The 17,205-nt window shown below is 70.3% G+C and carries 15 protein-coding genes, 1 pseudogene and 1 riboswitch; of the genes and pseudogenes, 3 read left to right on the forward strand and 13 right to left on the reverse strand.

Annotated elements, in window-relative coordinates:
- Positions 1-17 precede the first annotated feature (17 nt).
- Positions 18-881, forward strand: a complete 864-nt coding sequence (locus tag AB0J91_RS02625; protein ID WP_363792793.1) for an EamA family transporter — start codon at positions 18-20, stop codon at positions 879-881.
- Here AB0J91_RS02625 and holA read toward each other — a convergent pair whose 3' ends face one another.
- Positions 882-1,868, reverse strand: coding sequence for a DNA polymerase III subunit delta (gene holA / locus AB0J91_RS02630; RefSeq protein WP_132676079.1), 987 nt, complete (start codon positions 1,866-1,868; stop codon positions 882-884).
- 97 nt (positions 1,869-1,965) lie between these two features.
- Positions 1,966-2,101, forward strand: a riboswitch (SAM riboswitch).
- A gap of 14 nt (positions 2,102-2,115) precedes the next feature.
- On the opposite strand from holA, the gene thrC reads away from it, so the two are divergent.
- The gene (thrC, locus tag AB0J91_RS02635) at positions 2,116-3,384 is read left to right on the forward strand and encodes a threonine synthase (RefSeq protein ID WP_363792797.1); all 1,269 of its coding nucleotides are present in this window, start codon (positions 2,116-2,118) and stop codon (positions 3,382-3,384) included.
- 86 nt (positions 3,385-3,470) lie between these two features.
- Here the strand turns inward: thrC and AB0J91_RS02640 are convergent, their stop codons facing one another.
- From AB0J91_RS02640 to AB0J91_RS02685, 10 genes are all read right to left on the reverse strand, one after another.
- Positions 3,471-5,813, reverse strand: a complete 2,343-nt coding sequence (locus tag AB0J91_RS02640) for a DNA internalization-related competence protein ComEC/Rec2 (protein ID WP_363863385.1) — start codon at positions 5,811-5,813, stop codon at positions 3,471-3,473.
- The gene (locus AB0J91_RS02645) at positions 5,810-6,616 is read right to left on the reverse strand and encodes a ComEA family DNA-binding protein (RefSeq protein WP_363863388.1); all 807 of its coding nucleotides are present in this window, start codon (positions 6,614-6,616) and stop codon (positions 5,810-5,812) included. Before AB0J91_RS02645 ends, AB0J91_RS02640 begins: the two co-directional genes overlap by 4 nt.
- Before the next feature lie 123 nt (positions 6,617-6,739).
- A complete protein-coding gene (locus AB0J91_RS02650; protein WP_363863391.1) occupies positions 6,740-7,600 on the reverse strand; it encodes a DegV family protein in 861 nt (286 codons plus the stop codon).
- Between the two features lie 35 nt (positions 7,601-7,635).
- Positions 7,636-8,256: a histidine phosphatase family protein gene (locus AB0J91_RS02655; protein WP_363792804.1), complete on the reverse strand. Its 621-nt coding sequence runs from the start codon at positions 8,254-8,256 to the stop codon at positions 7,636-7,638.
- Positions 8,253-8,636 carry a ribosome silencing factor gene (rsfS, locus tag AB0J91_RS02660; RefSeq protein WP_363863394.1) on the reverse strand — a complete coding sequence of 128 codons (384 nt, stop codon included), beginning with the start codon at positions 8,634-8,636 and terminating at the stop codon, positions 8,253-8,255. Before rsfS ends, AB0J91_RS02655 begins: the two co-directional genes overlap by 4 nt.
- 367 nt (positions 8,637-9,003) lie before the next feature.
- Entirely contained in the window at positions 9,004-9,612 is a 609-nt protein-coding gene (nadD, locus tag AB0J91_RS02665) for a nicotinate-nucleotide adenylyltransferase (protein ID WP_132621055.1), read from the reverse strand.
- A gap of 279 nt (positions 9,613-9,891) precedes the next feature.
- On the reverse strand, positions 9,892-10,113 hold the full coding sequence (locus AB0J91_RS02670; RefSeq protein ID WP_363792808.1) for a ferredoxin: 222 nt from the start codon (positions 10,111-10,113) through the stop codon (positions 9,892-9,894).
- Positions 10,114-10,144: 31 nt separating this feature from the next.
- Positions 10,145-11,353, reverse strand: a complete 1,209-nt coding sequence (locus tag AB0J91_RS02675) for a cytochrome P450 (RefSeq protein ID WP_363863397.1) — start codon at positions 11,351-11,353, stop codon at positions 10,145-10,147.
- 75 nt (positions 11,354-11,428) lie between these two features.
- A complete protein-coding gene (locus AB0J91_RS02680) occupies positions 11,429-12,010 on the reverse strand; it encodes a TetR family transcriptional regulator (protein ID WP_363863400.1) in 582 nt (193 codons plus the stop codon).
- 2 nt (positions 12,011-12,012) lie between these two features.
- Positions 12,013-13,341, reverse strand: coding sequence for a glutamate-5-semialdehyde dehydrogenase (locus AB0J91_RS02685; protein WP_363863403.1), 1,329 nt, complete (start codon positions 13,339-13,341; stop codon positions 12,013-12,015).
- 168 nt (positions 13,342-13,509) lie between these two features.
- Here AB0J91_RS02685 and AB0J91_RS02690 point away from each other — a divergent pair, with 168 nt between their 5' ends.
- Positions 13,510-15,630: a RecQ family ATP-dependent DNA helicase gene (locus AB0J91_RS02690; RefSeq protein WP_363863406.1), complete on the forward strand. Its 2,121-nt coding sequence runs from the start codon at positions 13,510-13,512 to the stop codon at positions 15,628-15,630.
- Here the strand turns inward: AB0J91_RS02690 and AB0J91_RS02695 are convergent.
- Positions 15,627-15,803: pseudogene (locus AB0J91_RS02695) on the reverse strand (DUF885 family protein); the annotation flags it as partial. The gene AB0J91_RS02690 and the pseudogene AB0J91_RS02695 sit on opposite strands and share 4 nt — an antisense overlap.
- A gap of 12 nt (positions 15,804-15,815) precedes the next feature.
- A complete protein-coding gene (locus AB0J91_RS02700; protein WP_363863409.1) occupies positions 15,816-17,069 on the reverse strand; it encodes an RNA-guided endonuclease TnpB family protein in 1,254 nt (417 codons plus the stop codon).
- Positions 17,070-17,205: the final 136 nt, after the last annotated feature.

Here is a 17,205-nt window from a genome sequence, read left to right on the forward strand (position 1 = left end):
CTAAGCTCCCCGGACTCATGGGGGCTGCCGCAGTCGTTCTCGTCGTCCTGGCCGCTTTCGCGCACGCCGGTTGGAACTTCTTCGCCAAGCGCGCAGGCTCGTCCGGGGCGGGTTTCGTGTGGCTGACCGCGACCTGCTCGGCGGTGCTGTACCTGCCGGTGGCCGCGGGCGCGCTGCTGGTGACCGGCGCTCCCCCGCTGGGCGCGTGGCTGGTGGGCGTGCTGGTCAGCGCCGTCATCCACCTCGGTTACTTCCTGCTGCTGCAGCACGGCTACGCCGTCGGCGACATGTCCGTGGTGTACCCGCTGGCCAGGGGCACCGGGCCGATGCTGTCGATGCTGGTGGCGGTGCTGGTGCTGCACGAGCGGCCTGGATGGCTCGGGGTGTGCGGCGGTCTTCTGGTGGTCGCCGGAGTCTTCGTGATCGGCCTGTCCGACGGGGTGCCGCGCGCCGGGGCGAACCTCGCCGGAGTCGGGTTCGGACTGCTCACCGGAGCACTGATCGCGACTTACACGGTGTGGGACGCGCACGCGGTGACCGGGCTGGCGCTGTCACCGCTGCTGTTCGACTGGGCCAACAACCTCTCCCGCAGCGCCATGCTCGCGCCCTACGCCGCACGGCGGCGCGATGCGCTCGTCCGGACATGGACCGAACACCGGCGGGAGATCCTCGCCGTCGGGCTGCTGTCTCCCCTGGCCTACATCCTGGTGCTGTTCGCGATGCAGATGGCGCCGGTGAGCCTGGTGGCCCCGGCGCGCGAGCTGAGCATCGTCATCGCCGGGCTGCTGGCCTGGCGGCTGCTCGGCGAGGCGCAACCGGTGCGGCGGATGACCGGTGCGGTCGTGGTGCTCGCCGGAGTGGTGCTGCTCGGCGTGGCGTGATCAGTTGCGCTGGTTGCGCAGCGAGACCAGGCGCAGAACTGTCTTCTCCAGGGCGTAGTCGGCGTCGGCGGCCATGCCCTTCACACCCGCGTTGACCTCGGCGACGACCTGCAGCGCCGCGGCCAGGCTCGTCGGCGTCCAGCCGCGCGACTGCGACTGGGCCTTCTTGACCTTCCAGGCGGGCATGCCGAGATCGCCTGCCAGGCGGTAGGGATCGTTGCGCCCTCCCGCCGCCGCGACGCGGCCGATGGTGCGGACCGAGTCCGCGAGGGCGTCGGCGATGAGCACGTGCGGCACGCCGAGCTGGATCGCCCAGCGCAGCGCCTCCAACGCTCCCGCCCGGTCACCGACCACGGCCTTCTCCGCGACCGCGAACCCCGTCACCTCGGCGCGGCCCCTGTAGTAGCGGCCGACCGCGTCCGCGTCGATCTTGCCGCCCGTGTCGGCCACCAGCTGCGAGGCCGCGGCCGACAGTTCCCGCAGGTCCGAGCCGACCGCCTCGATCAGCGCGCTGACCCCGCCGGAGTCGGATTTGCCGCCCGCGCGGCGGATCTCGTCGCGGACGAACGCCTCGCGGTCGGCGGGCTTGGTGAGCTTCTTGCACTCGGTGACCCGGGCGCCGACCTTCTTCAGCGCGTTGGGCAGTTCCTTGGCGTGCTTGGCCCGCCCGCCACCGTTGTGCAGGACGATCAGGGTCACGCCCTCGGCCGGTTGCTTGGCGTGCAGGAGTAAGGCCTCGGCGATCTCCTTCCCGGCGTCCTGCGCCGATTCGATCGCGAGCACGCGAGCCTCTGCGAACAGCGAGGGACTCAGCATTTCGGCCAGCTCCGGAGGGGTGAGCTCACTCACCTTCACCCGGCTGAAATCGGCCTCCGGATCGGCCGCGCGAGCTGCCCCGACCGCAGCCCACATCGCGCGCTCCACCAGCAGCTCTTCGTCTCCGAGAACCAGGTGCAGCGGGTCCGCGACAACGGTCGGTGAGCTCATGGAGGAATGGTCCCACGGGCCCGCGACAGTCTCGCCATCTGGATGCGCACTGGCCAGAAATGCATTGGTTCAACTAACGTTGCCCTCACAACCGAATAGCTCATCCAGAGGGGCAGAGGGAACGGCCCGTTGAAGCCCCGGCAACCGTTCGTCCGATGCATCGTGCAAAAACCCGCGCGAGGTCACGGACGGAACAGGTGCCAATTCCGACCCGTCCGCGGGACAGATGAGGAGAGGACCTCGCGCGATGACTGCTGCTGCCCCCGCCAACACGACCGCCGGCAAGAAGTTCGATCTCGGCAACGCCGTCGAACTGGTGTCCAAGGAAGAGGGACACCGGCAGCCGCTGGCCCCCGAGTTCGTCTCCCTCGAAGACTTCTCGCCCCTTGAGGTCGCCTACGACTTCGGCAAGATCCGCCGCGAGGAGATCGAGGCCGGTCCGCGTTCGATCTGGCGCTACAAGCAGTTCCTGCCGGTCCCGGGCAACGTCGACCAGATCCCGAACACCGAGCCCGGCTGTACCCGCTTGATCCAGGCGGACAACCTCGCCAAGGCCCTCGGCGTGAAGAAGATCTGGATCAAGGACGACACCGGCAACCCGACGCACTCCTTCAAGGACCGCGTCGTCGCCGTCGCACTGGCCGCCGCCCGCGAGTTCGGGTTCAAGGTGCTGGCCTGCCCGTCGACCGGCAACCTCGCCAACGCCGTGGCCGCCGCCGCTGCCCGCGCCGGCTGGGACTCGGTCGTGCTGGTGCCCAAGACCCTCGAACGCGCCAAGATCCTGATGAGCGCGGTCTACGACGGTTCGCTGCTGGCCGTCGACGGCAACTACGACGACGTCAACCGGCTCGCGACCGAGCTCGCCGGGGAGCACGAGGACTGGGCGTTCGTCAACGTCAACGTCCGGCCCTACTACTCCGAGGGCTCCAAGACCCTGGCCTTCGAGGTCGCCGAGCAGCTGGGTTGGCGCATCCCCGAGCAGATCGTGGTGCCGATCGCCTCCGGCTCGCAGCTGACCAAGGTCTACAAGGGCTTCAACGAGTTCGCCCAGGTCGGCCTGGTCGACGAGAGCCCGGTGAAGATCTTCGGCGCGCAGGCGTCCGGCTGCTCCCCGGTCTCCACCGCCTTCCGCAACGGCCACGACGTGGTGCAGCCGGTCAAGCCGGACACCATCGCCCGCTCGCTGGCCATCGGCGCCCCCGCCGACGGTCCGTACGTGCTCGACATCGTCCGCAAGACCGGCGGTGCCATCGAGGACGTCACCGACGACGAGGTCCGCGCCGGCATTCGCCTGCTGGCCCGCACCGAGGGCATCTTCGCCGAGACCGCCGGTGGCGTGACCGTGGCGACCGCCAAGAAGCTCATCGAGGCCGGCAAGATCGACCCGGACGCCGAGACGGTCCTGCTGATCACCGGTGACGGCCTCAAGACCCTGGACGCCGTCGAAGGCCAGCTCGGCCCGAAGGCCACCGTCGCCCCGAACACCGAGTCGGTGAACCAGGCTCTGGGCCTCTGATTCAGTTGTAGGCGAATCCTCCTCTCTCACAGGTGGGTGGTTGTCCCGGCGGGACGACCACCCACCTTTTTGTCCACTTCGGGCGCTCAGTTGTCGGTGGCGCGCAGCGGGTCTCCACGTGCGACGAAGCGAGGTCCCCGCGGTCCGGGGAGGACCGCGATGTCTCCTTCCTGGTCGGTGCGCAACACCCGGGTGCCCGCGCGGGCCAGCGTGTCGATCACGAACGGGTTCGGGTGCCCGTAGTCGTTGCCCGCGCCGACGCTGATCAGCGCGAGCCTCGGCCGCACCGCGCGCAGGAAGCGCGGTGTCGTGTAGCGGGATCCGTGGTGCGGCACCTTGAGCACGTCCGCACGCAGATCCGCGCCGGAGGACACCAGACGTCCCTGCCCCGGCAGCTCCACGTCACCGGTGAGCAGCACGCGTCCCGCCGGCGTGGTCGCGCGGATCACCAGCGACGAATCGTTGGCGTCGTCGGCGGTCTGCGTGCGGGTCACGCCGGGGTCGGGGGCCAGGACGTCGAGCACGAGGCCGGGCCACGCCAACCGCTGCCCGGCCTGCAGCGTGACGATCGGCGTGCGGTGCGCGCGGGTGTCGCGCACCAGGTCGTCGAAGGCCCACTTCGGTTCGCGCAACGGCCCGATCGCCACCGCGCCGACCGATGCCTCACCCAGCACCGTGCGCAGCCCGCTGACGTGGTCGGCGTGCAGGTGCGTGAGCACCGCCATCGATACCCGGCGAATCCCCAGGCGCCGCAGGCAGTTCGCCGCCCGGCGCGGGTCCGGGCCGGTGTCGACCACGACGGCCTCCTCCGGCCTCCCGGTCGCCAGCACCAGTCCGTCGCCCTGCCCCACGTCGCAGGCCACCACGCTCCAGCCCTGCGCGGGCCAGCCCGGCAGCATGGTGCGCACCGGCAGCACGACCAACGCGCTGAGCAGCACCGCGACCACCGCGAGCAGCCGAATCCTCCTCCCTCGCAACGCGATCAAGCCCACCAGCAGCAGAACCGCCAGCAGCAGTCCACCACCGGTGCCCGTCGGCCAGTCGAACACCGCGCCCGGCACCGCCGAGGCGCGACCGGCGACCAGCAGCACCCACTCCAACTCCGGTCCGGCCAGCACGACGCCGACCGCCGCCGCCCACGCCGACACCGGTGCGAGGACGGTGGCCAGCACGCCGAACACCGTCGCCGGGGCGATCACCGGGGCCGCCAGCAAGTTGGCCGGCACCGCCACCAGGCTCACGCCTCCGGAGATCGCGGCGATCAGCGGCGCGGTGACCACGTGCGCGGCCACCGGAACCGCGATCGCCTCGGCCAGTCCGACCGGCACGCCCCGCGCCCGCAACGCCGCCGCCCACACCGGCGCCAGCAGCACCAAACCCGCCGTGGCCGCGACCGACAGGGCGAACCCCGCGCTGACCGCCAGCTCCGGCAACAGGAGCAGCAGCCCGATCACGCTCGCCGCCAGCGCCGGCAGCGCCGATCGGCGGCGGCCCAGCACCAGCGCGAGCAGCGTGATGGCTCCCATCACCGCGGCGCGCAGCACGCTCGGTTCGGGCCCGGTCAAAGCGACGAACCCGACCAGCGCCGCACCAGCACCCAGCGCGCAGACCACCGGACCCATGCCCAGCAGGCGCAGCAGCACCAGGACCGCGCCGCACACGATCGCCAGGTTCGCCCCTGAGACGGCCGTGAGATGGCTCAGGCCCGCCGTCTCGAACTCCTGCTCCACCTCCGGGTCCAGCCCGCTGGTGTCGCCGACGACCAGTCCGGGCAGCAGCCCGGCCGCTTCCGGCCCCAGGTGCCGTCCGGCGACCTCGCGCAGCCCCGCACGCATGCCCGCGGCCACGCGCTGCCACTCCGGCGGCGCCGCGACCTCACCCGGTGCCCGGTAGACCGGTACCACCGCCACGACGAGCTGTCCGTCGTGCGGCGCTGCCGCCTTGCCTCGGACGGTGAGCCGCTGCCCGGCGATCAGTCCGCGCCACGACTCGGTCGGCACCAGCAGCACCACCGAACCGCCTGCCGCATGACGACGTCCGGCGATCTCGGCTGTCAGCACCTCCGCTCTGGCGAGCGAGCGGTCCTGCGCCCGGCTGGCGCCGAAAGCAGCCCCTCGCAGCGGAGTTGGCGCGGCCGTCAGCTCCACCCGCAAGGCCACCTGCTCACCGGAACCCGTCGCGCGGCGGAGCGGATGTTCCTCGACGTCGTGGGCCCGGATCGCGATGGCGGTCGCCGAGACCGCGGCGAGCAGCAGAACCACCAGCACCGCCTTGGACCCCGTCCGCCGCGCGATCATCAGGACCACCGGGAGCGCCGCCACCAGCGCCGTCACCGCGGCCGGCACCCAGCCCGCCAGCAGACCGAGCAGCGTCACCGCCCAGACCGCCGCTGCCGCCGGGACCAACCGCAGGTCCAGCCGCCGGATCACACCCGCACCAGATCGCGCAGCTTGGACAGCCGAGCCTCGCCGATCCCCCCGACCTCCCGGAGCTGGTCCACCGAGTCGAAGCGGCCGTGTTCGGTGCGCCACTGCAGGATTCGCTCGGCGGTGACCTCGCCGACCCCTGGTAGTCCATCGAGCTGCTCCTTCGTCGCGGTGTTGAGGTTGACCTCGCCGTCGCCGCCCCCACCGGCTCCGGGCTGCCCTGGCTGGGCCTCCGGTGGCACCGGGATGGCGACGTAGAGCTGCTCGCCGTCGGCCAGACGACGGGCGAGGTTGAGTCCGGTCAGGTCGGTGTCGGGAAGCGGCCCGCCCGCAGCCGACACCGCATCGGCGACCCGCGCGCCGGCGTCGACCGTGACCAGGCCGGGGCGCTGGACTCGGCCGACGACGCTGACCACCAGCTCAGCGGGAGCGGCGGCGCTGGTCGACACCGGTGGTGGCGGTGCGGGAAGCGGTGGCGGAGCGGACTCGGCCGTCGGGCGGCCGGACCAGGCGATGACGAGAACGCCGAGCAGCACGAGGGCCGCGACCAACGACAGCGCGAGCACGCCGGCGCGACCGGGGTCCACTCTCGACCTCAGCAGGGGTTCGGGAAGCCAGCGCTCGGCGAATCGCGTCAGCGGCGAACTTCGGCCGCCGCCGGGCGGTTTCACCGAGTAGTGGGGCTCGAGTCGTCGCGTCGGCTCGTCGTGCTCGGCCTCGCGGCGCAGCGTCTGCAGCCGGGACCGGGTGTCGAGGTGCTCGTAGGAGTCGTCGTCAGTGGCGCGGAAGAGCTTGGTGTCGAACATGCAGACGACGTTAGCTCGCGCGAAACCGGCTGCGCACCTTTATTTTTCATGTATCTGACCACTGTGGACCAGCAGTCGACGAGATTCAGCTCGATGGTGTGGAATCCGCACCCCGAAGGGTTTTCACGCGCCGAAACGCCACCCGTTCGGGAGAACCACCACACCCACAGATCCGGGCCCGATGTGCGCCCCGATGACCGCGCCGACCTCCGAGACGACGCATTCCGCCGACTCCCCCAGCTCTGCGGTGAATCGCGCCGCCAGCTCCTCGGCGTGCTCGGCGGCGGCGAGGTGGTGCACCGCGATCGCCGCCGAACCGGAACCGGCCGCGTCCAGCGAGAGGTCGCGAAGCCGCGCCATCGCGCGAGTCGTTGTGCGCACCTTCTCCAGCGCGTCGATGCGCCCGTCGTCGACGTGCAGCAGAGGCTTGATCGACAGCGCCGTGCCCAGCACCGCCGCCGCGGTGCCGATGCGTCCTCCGCGTCGCAGGTACTCCAGCGTCTGCACGGAGAACACGGTGGTCGTGCGCGCGGCCGTCACCGCAGCGGTGTGCTCCACCTCGTCCAGGTCGGCGCCCGCCTGAGCGGCGTCGGCGGCGCCGAGAACGGAGAACCCCAGTCCCATCGCCGCCGACCGCGAGTCCACCACCCGAACCCGGTCCGGGTCGGTTTCGCGCGCGGCCAGCCGAGCGGCGTCCCACGTCCCCGACAGCTGCCGGGACAGGTGCACCGCCACGACCCCCTCGGCGCCGTCGTCCAGCGCCTGCCGATAGGCGCGGGCCAGCTCTCCCGAGGTGGCGCTCGCGGTGGTCACCCGATGCTTGTTCGCCAACGCCTCGGCGAGGTCGCGAGGCGAGAACTCGGTCTCGTAGACGTGCTTGCCACCGTTCACGCTGACGTGCAGCGGAACGACCCGAACCCCGTACCGCGCGGCGTATCCGGACGGCAGGTACGCCGTGGAATCGGTGACGACGGCAATGGACACGGACGCAACCCTACGACGTCAGACGGCAGATGCGATCACACGTGGGCTTGCGCCCCGGCGTTGTAGACCATCAGGCGCCAACGGTGATCGCTGGGGCTGCGACGGCTGAGGACCACCCAGTGGCAGTTGCGCACCCCGCCCAGACCCGGCCACAGCTCCACCGGCAGGGCCAGCAGCTTCGCGGTGAGCGCGGTGATCAGTCCGCCGTGCGCGCACAGCAGAGCGGTGCCCTCGTACTGGTCGTCGAGCTCGGTGACGACCTCGACGGCACGGGTGGCGACCTCGATGCGGGACTCCCCACCGGGCGGCGCCCAGTCCGGGTTCGCCCGCCAGGTGTTCAGCGCACCGGGCCAGCCGTGCTCGACCTCAGCTCCGCTGAGCCCCTGCCACTCCCCGACGTGGGTTTCCCGCAGCCGCTTGTCCAGCTTCACCGGCTCGCCGCTGACCTTGGCGTAGGCGGCGGCGGTGGTGCGCGCGCGGTTCAGGTCGGAGCTGAGGGCCACCGTCGGTTCGAAGGCCGCGATGGAGGGAGCCGCCTGCTCGGCCTGCTCGACGCCGTTGGCGGTCAACGAGCTGTCGAGGTGACCCTGGATGCGGCCGGCGAGGTTGTAGTCGGTCTCGCCGTGCCTCCACAGCACGAGCCGGGCGAGGCTCACTCGTCTTCCTCGGAGGAGACGCCCTGATCGACGAACTCGATGCGCGGGCAGTCCTTCCACAGCTTCTCCAGCTGGTAGAAGGAGCGCTCCTCGGCGTGCTGGACGTGCACCACGACGTCGACGAAGTCCAGCAGGACCCACCGGCCCTCGCGGGCTCCCTCGCGCCGGACCGGCTTGATGCCCGCCGCTCGCAGCTTCTCCTCGACCGAGTCGACGATCGATTCGACCTGCCGCTCGTTCGAGGCCGATGCGATCATGAAGCAGTCGGTGATGACCAGCTGCTCGGAGACATCCAGCAGGACCACGTCGGTGGCCTTCTTGTCAGCCGCGGCTTGGGCGGCGATCAGGGCCAGCTCGCGGGCGTTCTCGGTGGCTGCCACGTCACTCCTCTCGGCCGGGCTCGGTGTGCCCACGCCGGGTAGCAGGATAGGCCGCCAGTCCCGACCAGGACCCGCCCGGCCTTCGCATACAAGTCCTTTATGCCCGAGCGGTGCGCTCGGGTTCAATCACCCCTGCGGGCCCCACCCCACCGGAGCCTCGCGGCAGAGGCCGCGCTCGATGATGAAGTGCACCACGAAACCCCCACGACCAGCGACAACACCCCAGAGAAGCATCCTCGGCCAGCTGAATGATATCTGCCGCCGCCGTCGGGTCAGTCCGCCGTGGTGGCGATTCGGCGCGGGCGCGGATCCCCTCCGCCCCCGCCGAGGGACACGTCGAACGGACGAACGCCGAGCGTTTCCCCTGCTACGGGCCCCACTCGGCCGGGGTTTCGCGGTAGAGGCCGCGCTTGGTGATGTACTGCACGATGCCGTCGGGCACGAGGTACCAGACAGGCAGGCCCGCCCGGACCCGGTCGCGGCAGCCGGTGGAGGAGATCGCCATCGCCGGGATCTCGACCAGCGACACCGACCCGTCGGGCAGGTGCGCGCTGTTGAGCGAGTAGCCGGGCCTGGTCACGCCGATGAAGTGGGCGAGCTCGAACATCTCCTCGACCCGGTGCCAGGACAGGATCTGCTCCAGGGCGTCGGCCCCGGTGATGAAGTACAGATCAGCGTCCGGGAACTGCTCGTGGAGGTCGGTGAGCGTGTCGGCGGTGTAGGTCGGGCCCTTGCGGTCCACGTCCACCCGGCTCACCAGGAACCGCGGGTTGGAGGCGGTGGCGATCACGGTCATCAGGTAGCGGTCCTCGGCCGGCGAGACGACCTCGTGGCTCTTCTGCCACGGCTGCCCGGTGGGCACGAAGATCACCTGTTCGAGGCCGAACTGCGCCTGCACTTCGCTGGCGGCCACGAGGTGTCCGTGATGAATGGGATCGAAGGTGCCACCCATGACCCCGATCCGGCGACGAGACATAGCTGACAAGCCTAGATAAGCGTCACGACCAGGCACGTCAGCGGGGCACCCCGAGGTGTCGGACGCCACGGTCCCAGCGCGGATCCCCTCAACCCCACGCCGGGACCGCGGCCGGCTGCGAAGTCCGGCCCAGGCTCCCCCCTCGACCGGACCTCGCCGCCCTGCGCGATCCTCCGCGGCTGGGGGCCCACTTCGGATCGCGGGCGCTGCCTCGTGGGCGCGCACAGGTGGGACCCGCGCGCACCGGGGATCATGACGGTGCTTGTGCTGTGATGCCGATCACTCCTCGGGCGCGACGACCTTCCCGGTCGCGACCTCCTTGACCAGGATCGCCTCCACCGGGCAGGACTCGGCGGCGTCCACGACCTCCTCGGACGGCTCGGACTGGTCCTGCAGGGTCTTCGAATAGCCCTCGACCAGCTCGAAGTGGTCCGGGGCGACCCCGGCGCACATCCCCGACCCGATGCAGGTGTTCGTGTCGATCTCGATCGACCAACTCATCAGCTCACCTCTTCTGTCCGCATGAGCGAGATCACTCGACACCTTGCCACGACACCAGCATCCGCTGGGGACCCCGAACCAGAAGTCCCGACTTCCACGTCACGTCCTGCTCGGGCGAGTTCGGGAACTCCAGGCCCGGCAATCGGGTGAGCAGGGTGCGCAGCGCGACCTGCAGCTCCATCCGGGCCAGCTGGGCGCCGAGGCAGTGGTGCGGGCCGTGACCGAAGCCGACGTGCGATGCCTCCGCACGCGCCAGGTCCAACGTCTCCGGGTCGTCGAAGACCGCGTCGTCCCGGTTGGCCGAGCCGACGCTCGACAGCACCGGTTCGCCCGCGCGCACCAGCACGCCGCCGAGCTCGACGTCCTCGGTGGCGTACCGGGCGAAACCGGCGCCGACGCCCAGCGGCACGAAGCGCAGCAGCTCCTCGACGGCGGACGGGATCAGGTCCAGGTCCGCGCGCAACCGCCGCAGCTGCTCGGGGTGGGTCAGCAGGACGTAGTGGAAGTTGGGGATCTGCGAGGCGGTCGTCTCGTGCCCGGCGACGAGGATCCCAGCGGCCAGCAGGACCATCTCGTCCTCGCTGAGCTTGTCGTGCTCGTCGCGGGCGGCGATGAGCCCGGTGATCAGGTCGTCAGCGGGCTCGGCCCGGCGCTGCGCGATCAGACCTGCGATGTAGTCCATCATCCGGTCCGTGTAGTCGGTGACCTGCTCCGCGGTGAGCTTGTTGGTCGACAGGAACGCGTCCGACCAGACCCGGAAGTCCGCGCGGTCCTCGACGGGCACGCCCAGCAGTTCGCAGATCACCGTGATCGGCAGCGGCAGAGCGAAGCCCTCGACCAGGTCCACCGGGCCGCCGCGCTCGATCATCGAGCTCACCAGGTCGTCGGCGATGTCCTGGGTGCGCGGGCGCAGCTTCTCGACGCGGCGCTGGGTGAACGCCTTGGCCACCAGCCGACGCAGCCGGGTGTGGTCGGGCGGGTCCATGCTCAGGATCCCGCCGACCTGCTGGCGCGGTCGCAGTCGCGGTTCGTCGCGCTCCATCGTTTCGGCGCGGCTGAACCTCGGGTCGCCGAGGACGACCTTGACGTCCTCGTAGCGGGTGGCCAGCCATGCTTCTTCGCCGTAGGGCAGCTTCACGCGGCTCAGCGGTTCCTGCTCGCGCAACCGGGCGTAGATCGGGTCGAGATCGAGCGTCTCGGCGACGTTGAACGGATACGTCCTCGGCTCCGTGGCGGTCATGCGCAGCTCCCGATCTTGTAAGCAGTCGCTTACAATCCCACGCTACGCTTGGGAAAGACGCTGCGCACGCCGCGATCAGCGATCGTCCGAAAGGTCCGTTCGCTCCAGCAGGACGGACGCCGCACGGGTGACGTAACGGACGATGACCTCGGGGTCGGCCTCCGCCAACGGGCTCTTCCCGAGCACCGAGCGCACCATCCCGATGCCGAACAACCACGCCAGCACGAGATCGGCGCGCAGCTGCGCGTCCTCGGCGTCCGAGAGCTCCGAGAGCCGCTCGGTGTAGCGGGCGCCCAACTCGCCGCGCAGCATCTCCGCCGCCCGTTCATCGCTCCACGAGCGCAGCATCGCCACCAGCGGGTGCTCCCCGTTGGGTTCGGCGCTGTCGAGCAGGTTGATCAGCAGCTGCCGGGGCAGCTCCTCCGCGGAGAGCTCCGCGATCACCTGCTCGCTGTTGCGGGTCAGAACCGCCGCGAACAGCTCCTGCTTCGAACCGAAGTAGCGGAACAGCAGCGCCTGGTTGGCCCCGGCGCGGGCCGCGACGTCGCGCACCGTCGTCGCGCTGAAGCCGCGCTCGGTGAACAGCTCCGAGGCGGCCTGCAGCAGGGCTTCCTTGGTGGCGGCGGAGTCGCGCTTGCGTCGCGGCGCCTGCGTCAAGTTCAGCTCCCCGGCTTGGCCGGGGCGGAACCCGGCCGCACGTGGCCGTCGCCGAACGCGAGCCACTTGGTGGAGGTCAGCTCCGGCAGTCCCATCGGACCCCGCGAGTGCAGCTTCTGGGTGGAGATGCCGATCTCGGCACCCATCCCGAACTCGCCGCCATCGGTGAAGGCGGTGCTGGCGTTGACCATCACCGCGGCCGCGTCGACCTGCGCGGTGAAGCGCTGAGAAGCGCCGAAATCGCTGGTCACGATGGCCTCGGTGTGCCCGGAGCCGTGCTCGCGGATGTGCTCGACGGCAGCGGGCAGCGACTCGACGACGGCAGCGGCGATGTCCAGCGACAGGTACTCGGTGCCCCAGTCCTCGTCGGTGGCCGGCACGACGTTCGGGCCGCCGACCGCCACCACCTGCTCGTCGCCGTGCACCGTCACGCCCGCTTCGCTCAGCTCGGCGATCGCGCGGGGCACGAACTCCTCGGCGATGTCGGCGTGCACCAGGAAGGTCTCCGCGGAGTTGCAGACGCTCGGGCGGCGAGCCTTGGAGTTCAGCAGGATCCGCAGCGCCATGTCGAGGTCGGCGCTGGAGTCGACGTAGACGTGGCAGTTGCCGACACCCGTCTCGATGGCCGGAACCGTGGACTGGTCGACGACCGCCGAGATCAGACCCGCGCCACCGCGCGGGATGACCACGTCAACCAGACCGCGAGCGGTGATCAGGTGGTGCACCGAGGCACGGTCGTGGCAGGGCAGCAGCTGGACGGCGTCCATCGGCAGGCCGTGCCGGGCGACGACGTCGCGCAGGATCCACACCAAGGCGGTGTTGGAGCTCTCCGCCGACGACGAGCCGCGCAGCAGCACCGCGTTGCCCGACTTCAACGTCAGACCGGCGGCGTCGACCGTCACGTTCGGGCGTCCCTCGTAGACGATGCCGACCACGCCGAGCGGCACCCGCACCTGACGCAGCTGGACGCCGTTGGGCAGCACCTGGCCGCGCAGCACCTCCCCCACCGGGTCCGGCAGTCCGGCGACCGTGCGCAGACCGTCGGCCATCGCCTCGACGCGGCCGGTGCTCAGGATCAACCGGTCGATCAGCGCCTCGGTCATCCCGGACTCGCGGGCCGCGGCCACGTCGCGCTCGTTGGCCTCCAAGATCTCCGGCGCGCGCTTGACCAGCTCGTCGGCCATGTCCTGCAGCAGCGCGTCCTTGGCAGCGCGGGTGGCCTGCGCCAGCTCGGCGGAGGCCTCGCGGGCGCGGCGGGCGGCCTCGCGCACCTGGTCGCGCAGGTCGTCGCCGGTCGCCTTGTCAGAGGTGGGGAACTCGATGACGGTCACCCCACCAGACTAATCCGTGCCCGCGCACGCCCGGCAACGCATTTCCCGCCCCTCAGGACAGCTGGGGTCGAACGGCTGCGCGAAGCGCTGCGGGTCCGAGCAAGGCCCCGACACGCCCGCGCCGCCCCGGACGCGTGGCGTCAACGGCGTCCGGTAGGAATTCGGGACGTGGACGAAGAAGCGCTGCGGGAACTCGCCGAAGAACGACTCCGAGCACTGGCCGGCCCCGAGGCCGCGCTGCGCGAGGACCAGTGGGCGGCGATCCGCGCGCTGGTGCTCGAACGCCGTCGCGCGCTGGTCGTGCAGCGCACCGGCTGGGGCAAGTCGGCGGTCTACTTCATCGCCACCGCGCTGCTGCGCGAGCTCGGCGAGGGGCCGACCGTGATCGTCTCGCCGCTGCTGGCGCTGATGCGCAACCAGGTCGCCGCCGCGGCCAACGCCGAGGTGCACGCCGCCACCATCAACTCGGCCAACCCCGAGGAGTGGACCGACATCGAGGAGCGCGTCGCCGCCGGCGAGATCGACGTGCTCCTGGTCAGCCCGGAGCGGCTCAACAACCCCGACTTCCGGGACACGATCCTGCCCGAGCTCACCCAGAACGCCGGGCTGCTGGTGGTCGACGAGGCGCACTGCATCTCCGACTGGGGCCACGACTTCCGCCCCGACTACCGGCGGCTGCGCACGCTGCTGACCGAACTGCCCGAGGGCGTTCCGGTGCTGGCCACCACTGCCACCGCCAACGACCGCGTGGTCGCCGACGTCTCCGATCAGCTCGGCGTCGGCGGCGAGTTCACCGATCCGCAGGAAACGCTGGTGCTGCGCGGCACGCTGGACCGCGAGAGCCTGCGGCTCGGCGTGGTTCGGCTGCCCACCGCGCAGGCCCGGCTGGGCTGGCTGGCAGGGCGGCTCGACGAACTGCCCGGCTCGGGCATCATCTACACCCTCACCGTCGCCGCGGCCCACGAGATCACCTCCTACCTGCGGGAGCAGGGTTACGAGGTCGCGGCCTACTCGGGCCGCACCGACCCGGCCGAGCGGGAGCAGGCCGAAGCCGACCTGCTGGAGAACAAGGTCAAGGCGCTGGTGGCCACCTCCGCCCTAGGCATGGGTTTCGACAAGCCCGACCTCGGTTTCGTGGTGCACGTGGGCGCGCCGTCCTCGCCGATCGCCTACTACCAGCAGATCGGTCGTGCCGGTCGTGGTGTGCAGCGAGCCGAGGTGCTGCTGCTGCCCGGCCCGGAGGACCGCGAGATCTGGAGCTACTTCGCCTCGCTGGCGTTCCCGCCGGAGCACACCGTGCGCGCCGTCCTCGACACCCTCGCCGAGCAGGGCAAGCTCTCCACCGCCGCCCTGGAACCGCACGTGGAGCTGGGCCGCAACCGGTTGGAGATGGTCCTCAAGGTCCTCGACGTCGACGGCGCGGTCCAGCGGGTCAAGGGCGGCTGGGAGGCCACCGGCGAGCCGTGGCACTACGACGCCGACCGCTACCGGCGGATCGAGGCCGAACGCCAGGCCGAGCAGCAGGCGATGATCGACTACCAGACCACGTCGTCCTGCCGGATGGAGTTCCTGCGCCGCCAGCTCGACGACCCGCACGCCGAACCCTGCGGGCGCTGCGACAACTGCACCGGGTCGGGCTACTCCGCCGAGGTCGACGAGCAGGCCGTGCAGCAGGCGCAGGAGCGGTTGCAGCGGCCGGGCGTGGACATCGCGCCGCGCAAGATGTGGCCGAGCGGCATGTCCGCGCTGGGCGTGGACGCCTCCGGCAAGCTGCCCGCCGACGAGCAGGCCACCACGGGTCGCGCGATCGGCAGGCTCACCGACATCGGCTGGGGCAACCGGCTGCGGGAGCTGCTGGCCACCGGGGCTCCCGACCAGGAGCTGCCGGACGACCTGTTCCAGGCCGCGATCAAGGTGCTGGCCGCCTGGGAGTGGGAGCAGCGTCCGGTCGGTGTCGTGGCCCTGGGCTCGCGGACTCGGCCGAAGCTGGTGGGCAGCCTGGCCGAGCGCATCGCCGGGATCGGCCGGTTGCCGCTGCTCGGTGAGGTCCTGACCAACCCGAACACGACGCCGAACCGCGCCACCAACAGCGCGCAGCGGGTGGCCTCGCTGTGGCGCCAGTTCAAGATCGACGAGGAGCTGGCGGGCAAGTTGGCGGCCCTGGACGGTCCGGTGCTGCTGATGGACGACTACGCCGACACCGGTTGGACCGCAACGGTCGTCGGCCGCATGATCCGCCGAGCCGGTGCGCCCGCGGTGCTGCCGTTCACCCTCGCCTCGACCAGCTAGGGCGCGGACCTGGCGACCACCTCGGCCAGCACCGACATCGGCAGCGGGCCGTTGGCCAGCAGCAGGTCGTGGAAGGCGTGAAGGTCGAACGCCCGGTGGCGTTCGACCTGCTCGCGCAGCCGCTGGATCTCCAGCCGTCCGACCATGTAGGACAGCGCCTGGCCCGGAGCTTCGACTTGACTTCCTCACCGCTGTGAAAACCGGTGATTCCTACCGCGCCCGACGGCACGGTCTTCCGTGCGCATCGGGTCGCCTCGGTGGGTTCCTGCTTCCTCGCGCTGTGCCCGAACGGGTTCGGGTCTTACCTGCGCTCCACAGGCTGTCACCGCCAGCCCGGCGGCCTTCGCGACGTTGACCGCCGCGTTGATATCCCGATCCAGCCACACACCACAGGCCAGGCACTGCCAGGTGCGGACGTGCAGCGGTTTCGGGCCGTCCTGCACATCGCACTTCGAGCACACCTGAGATGTGGGTTCAAACCTCCCTATCTTCACCAGCTTGCGCCCATACAGTGCGGCTTTGTACTCCAACATCGCCACAAACGACGACCATCCAGCATCGTGCACCGACTTCGCCAGACGGGTACGCGCAAGTCCTGATACCGCCAGATCTTCGACCGCGATCGCTTGGTTCTCGCGAATCAACCGAGTGGAAAGCTGGTGATGGAACTCCCGACGCGCATCAGCCACCCGCGCGTGCGCACGAGCCACCTTGGTCCTGGCCTTATCCCGATTCTTGCTTCCCATCTCCTTTCGGGAAAGGTCTCGTTGTGCCCGCTTGAGCTTCCTCTCCGCTCTGCGTAGAAACCTCGGAGACTTGATCTTCATGCCGTCCGAGAGCACCGCGAAGTGTTCCAAGCCCAGATCCACACCGATCTCCGGAGCCTCATCGACAAGGGACTCGGGGTTGGTGTCGACCACGAACGACGCGAAGTACCGCCCAGCGGCGTCCTTGATCACGGTCACGCTCGACGGCTTCGACGGCAAAGTGCGGGACCAGCGCACCGGCACCTCACCGACCTTCGGCAACCGCAGCTTGCCGCCCGGCGTGATCGACCAGCGTGCATTGGCGGTAAACCTCACCGACTGACGACGATCACGGCGAGTCTCAAATCGGGGCGCACCCACCTTACGGCCTTTGCGTTTCCCGCTCAGTGAGCCGAAAAAGTTCTCATACGCCCGCTGAGCATCCCGAAGCGCCTGTTGCAGGACAACAGCCGATACCTCGCCTAGCCAAGCCCGCTCCGGGGTGTTCTTGGCGTCGGTGATCAGCTTCTTGGACAGCTCCGATGCCGTCGGGGTCTTGCCGCCTGCTTCATAGACGTCTCGCCGGGCCGCCATGGCGTCGTTGAACACCACACGCGCACACCCGAACGCCCGGGCCAGCACGGATTGCTGGCCCGGTGTCGGGTACAGACGGAAACGGTATCGAAGCTGCACGCAGTGACCATACAGTTACCCACCGTCGACAGGGTCGGTCCGTGCAGCACGAGACACCTTCCCGGCTACCCCAAGACCTGCGTGGTTCTCATCCGGATTTCGGTGATTCCAAATTGGATTCGGATCTTTCGTGCGG

The sequence above is a fragment of the Saccharopolyspora sp. NPDC049357 genome, from assembly GCF_040677225.1.
GTDB lineage: Bacteria > Actinomycetota > Actinomycetes > Mycobacteriales > Pseudonocardiaceae > Saccharopolyspora.

Bases quoted from the DNA above. Each gene is read 5' to 3' on its own strand.
- AB0J91_RS02645 (WP_363863388.1), bottom strand. From the start codon at position 6,616: ATGTTCGACACCAAGCTCTTCCGCGCCACTGACGACGACTCCTACGAG.
- nadD (WP_132621055.1), bottom strand. From the start codon at position 9,612: ATGTCTCGTCGCCGGATCGGGGTCATGGGTGGCACCTTCGATCCCATT.
- thrC (WP_363792797.1), top strand. From the start codon at position 2,116: ATGACTGCTGCTGCCCCCGCCAACACGACCGCCGGCAAGAAGTTCGAT.
- AB0J91_RS02675 (WP_363863397.1), bottom strand. From the start codon at position 11,353: ATGACCGCCACGGAGCCGAGGACGTATCCGTTCAACGTCGCCGAGACG.
- holA (WP_132676079.1), bottom strand. From the start codon at position 1,868: ATGAGCTCACCGACCGTTGTCGCGGACCCGCTGCACCTGGTTCTCGGA.
- AB0J91_RS02670 (WP_363792808.1), bottom strand. From the start codon at position 10,113: ATGAGTTGGTCGATCGAGATCGACACGAACACCTGCATCGGGTCGGGG.
- AB0J91_RS02625 (WP_363792793.1), top strand. From the start codon at position 18: ATGGGGGCTGCCGCAGTCGTTCTCGTCGTCCTGGCCGCTTTCGCGCAC.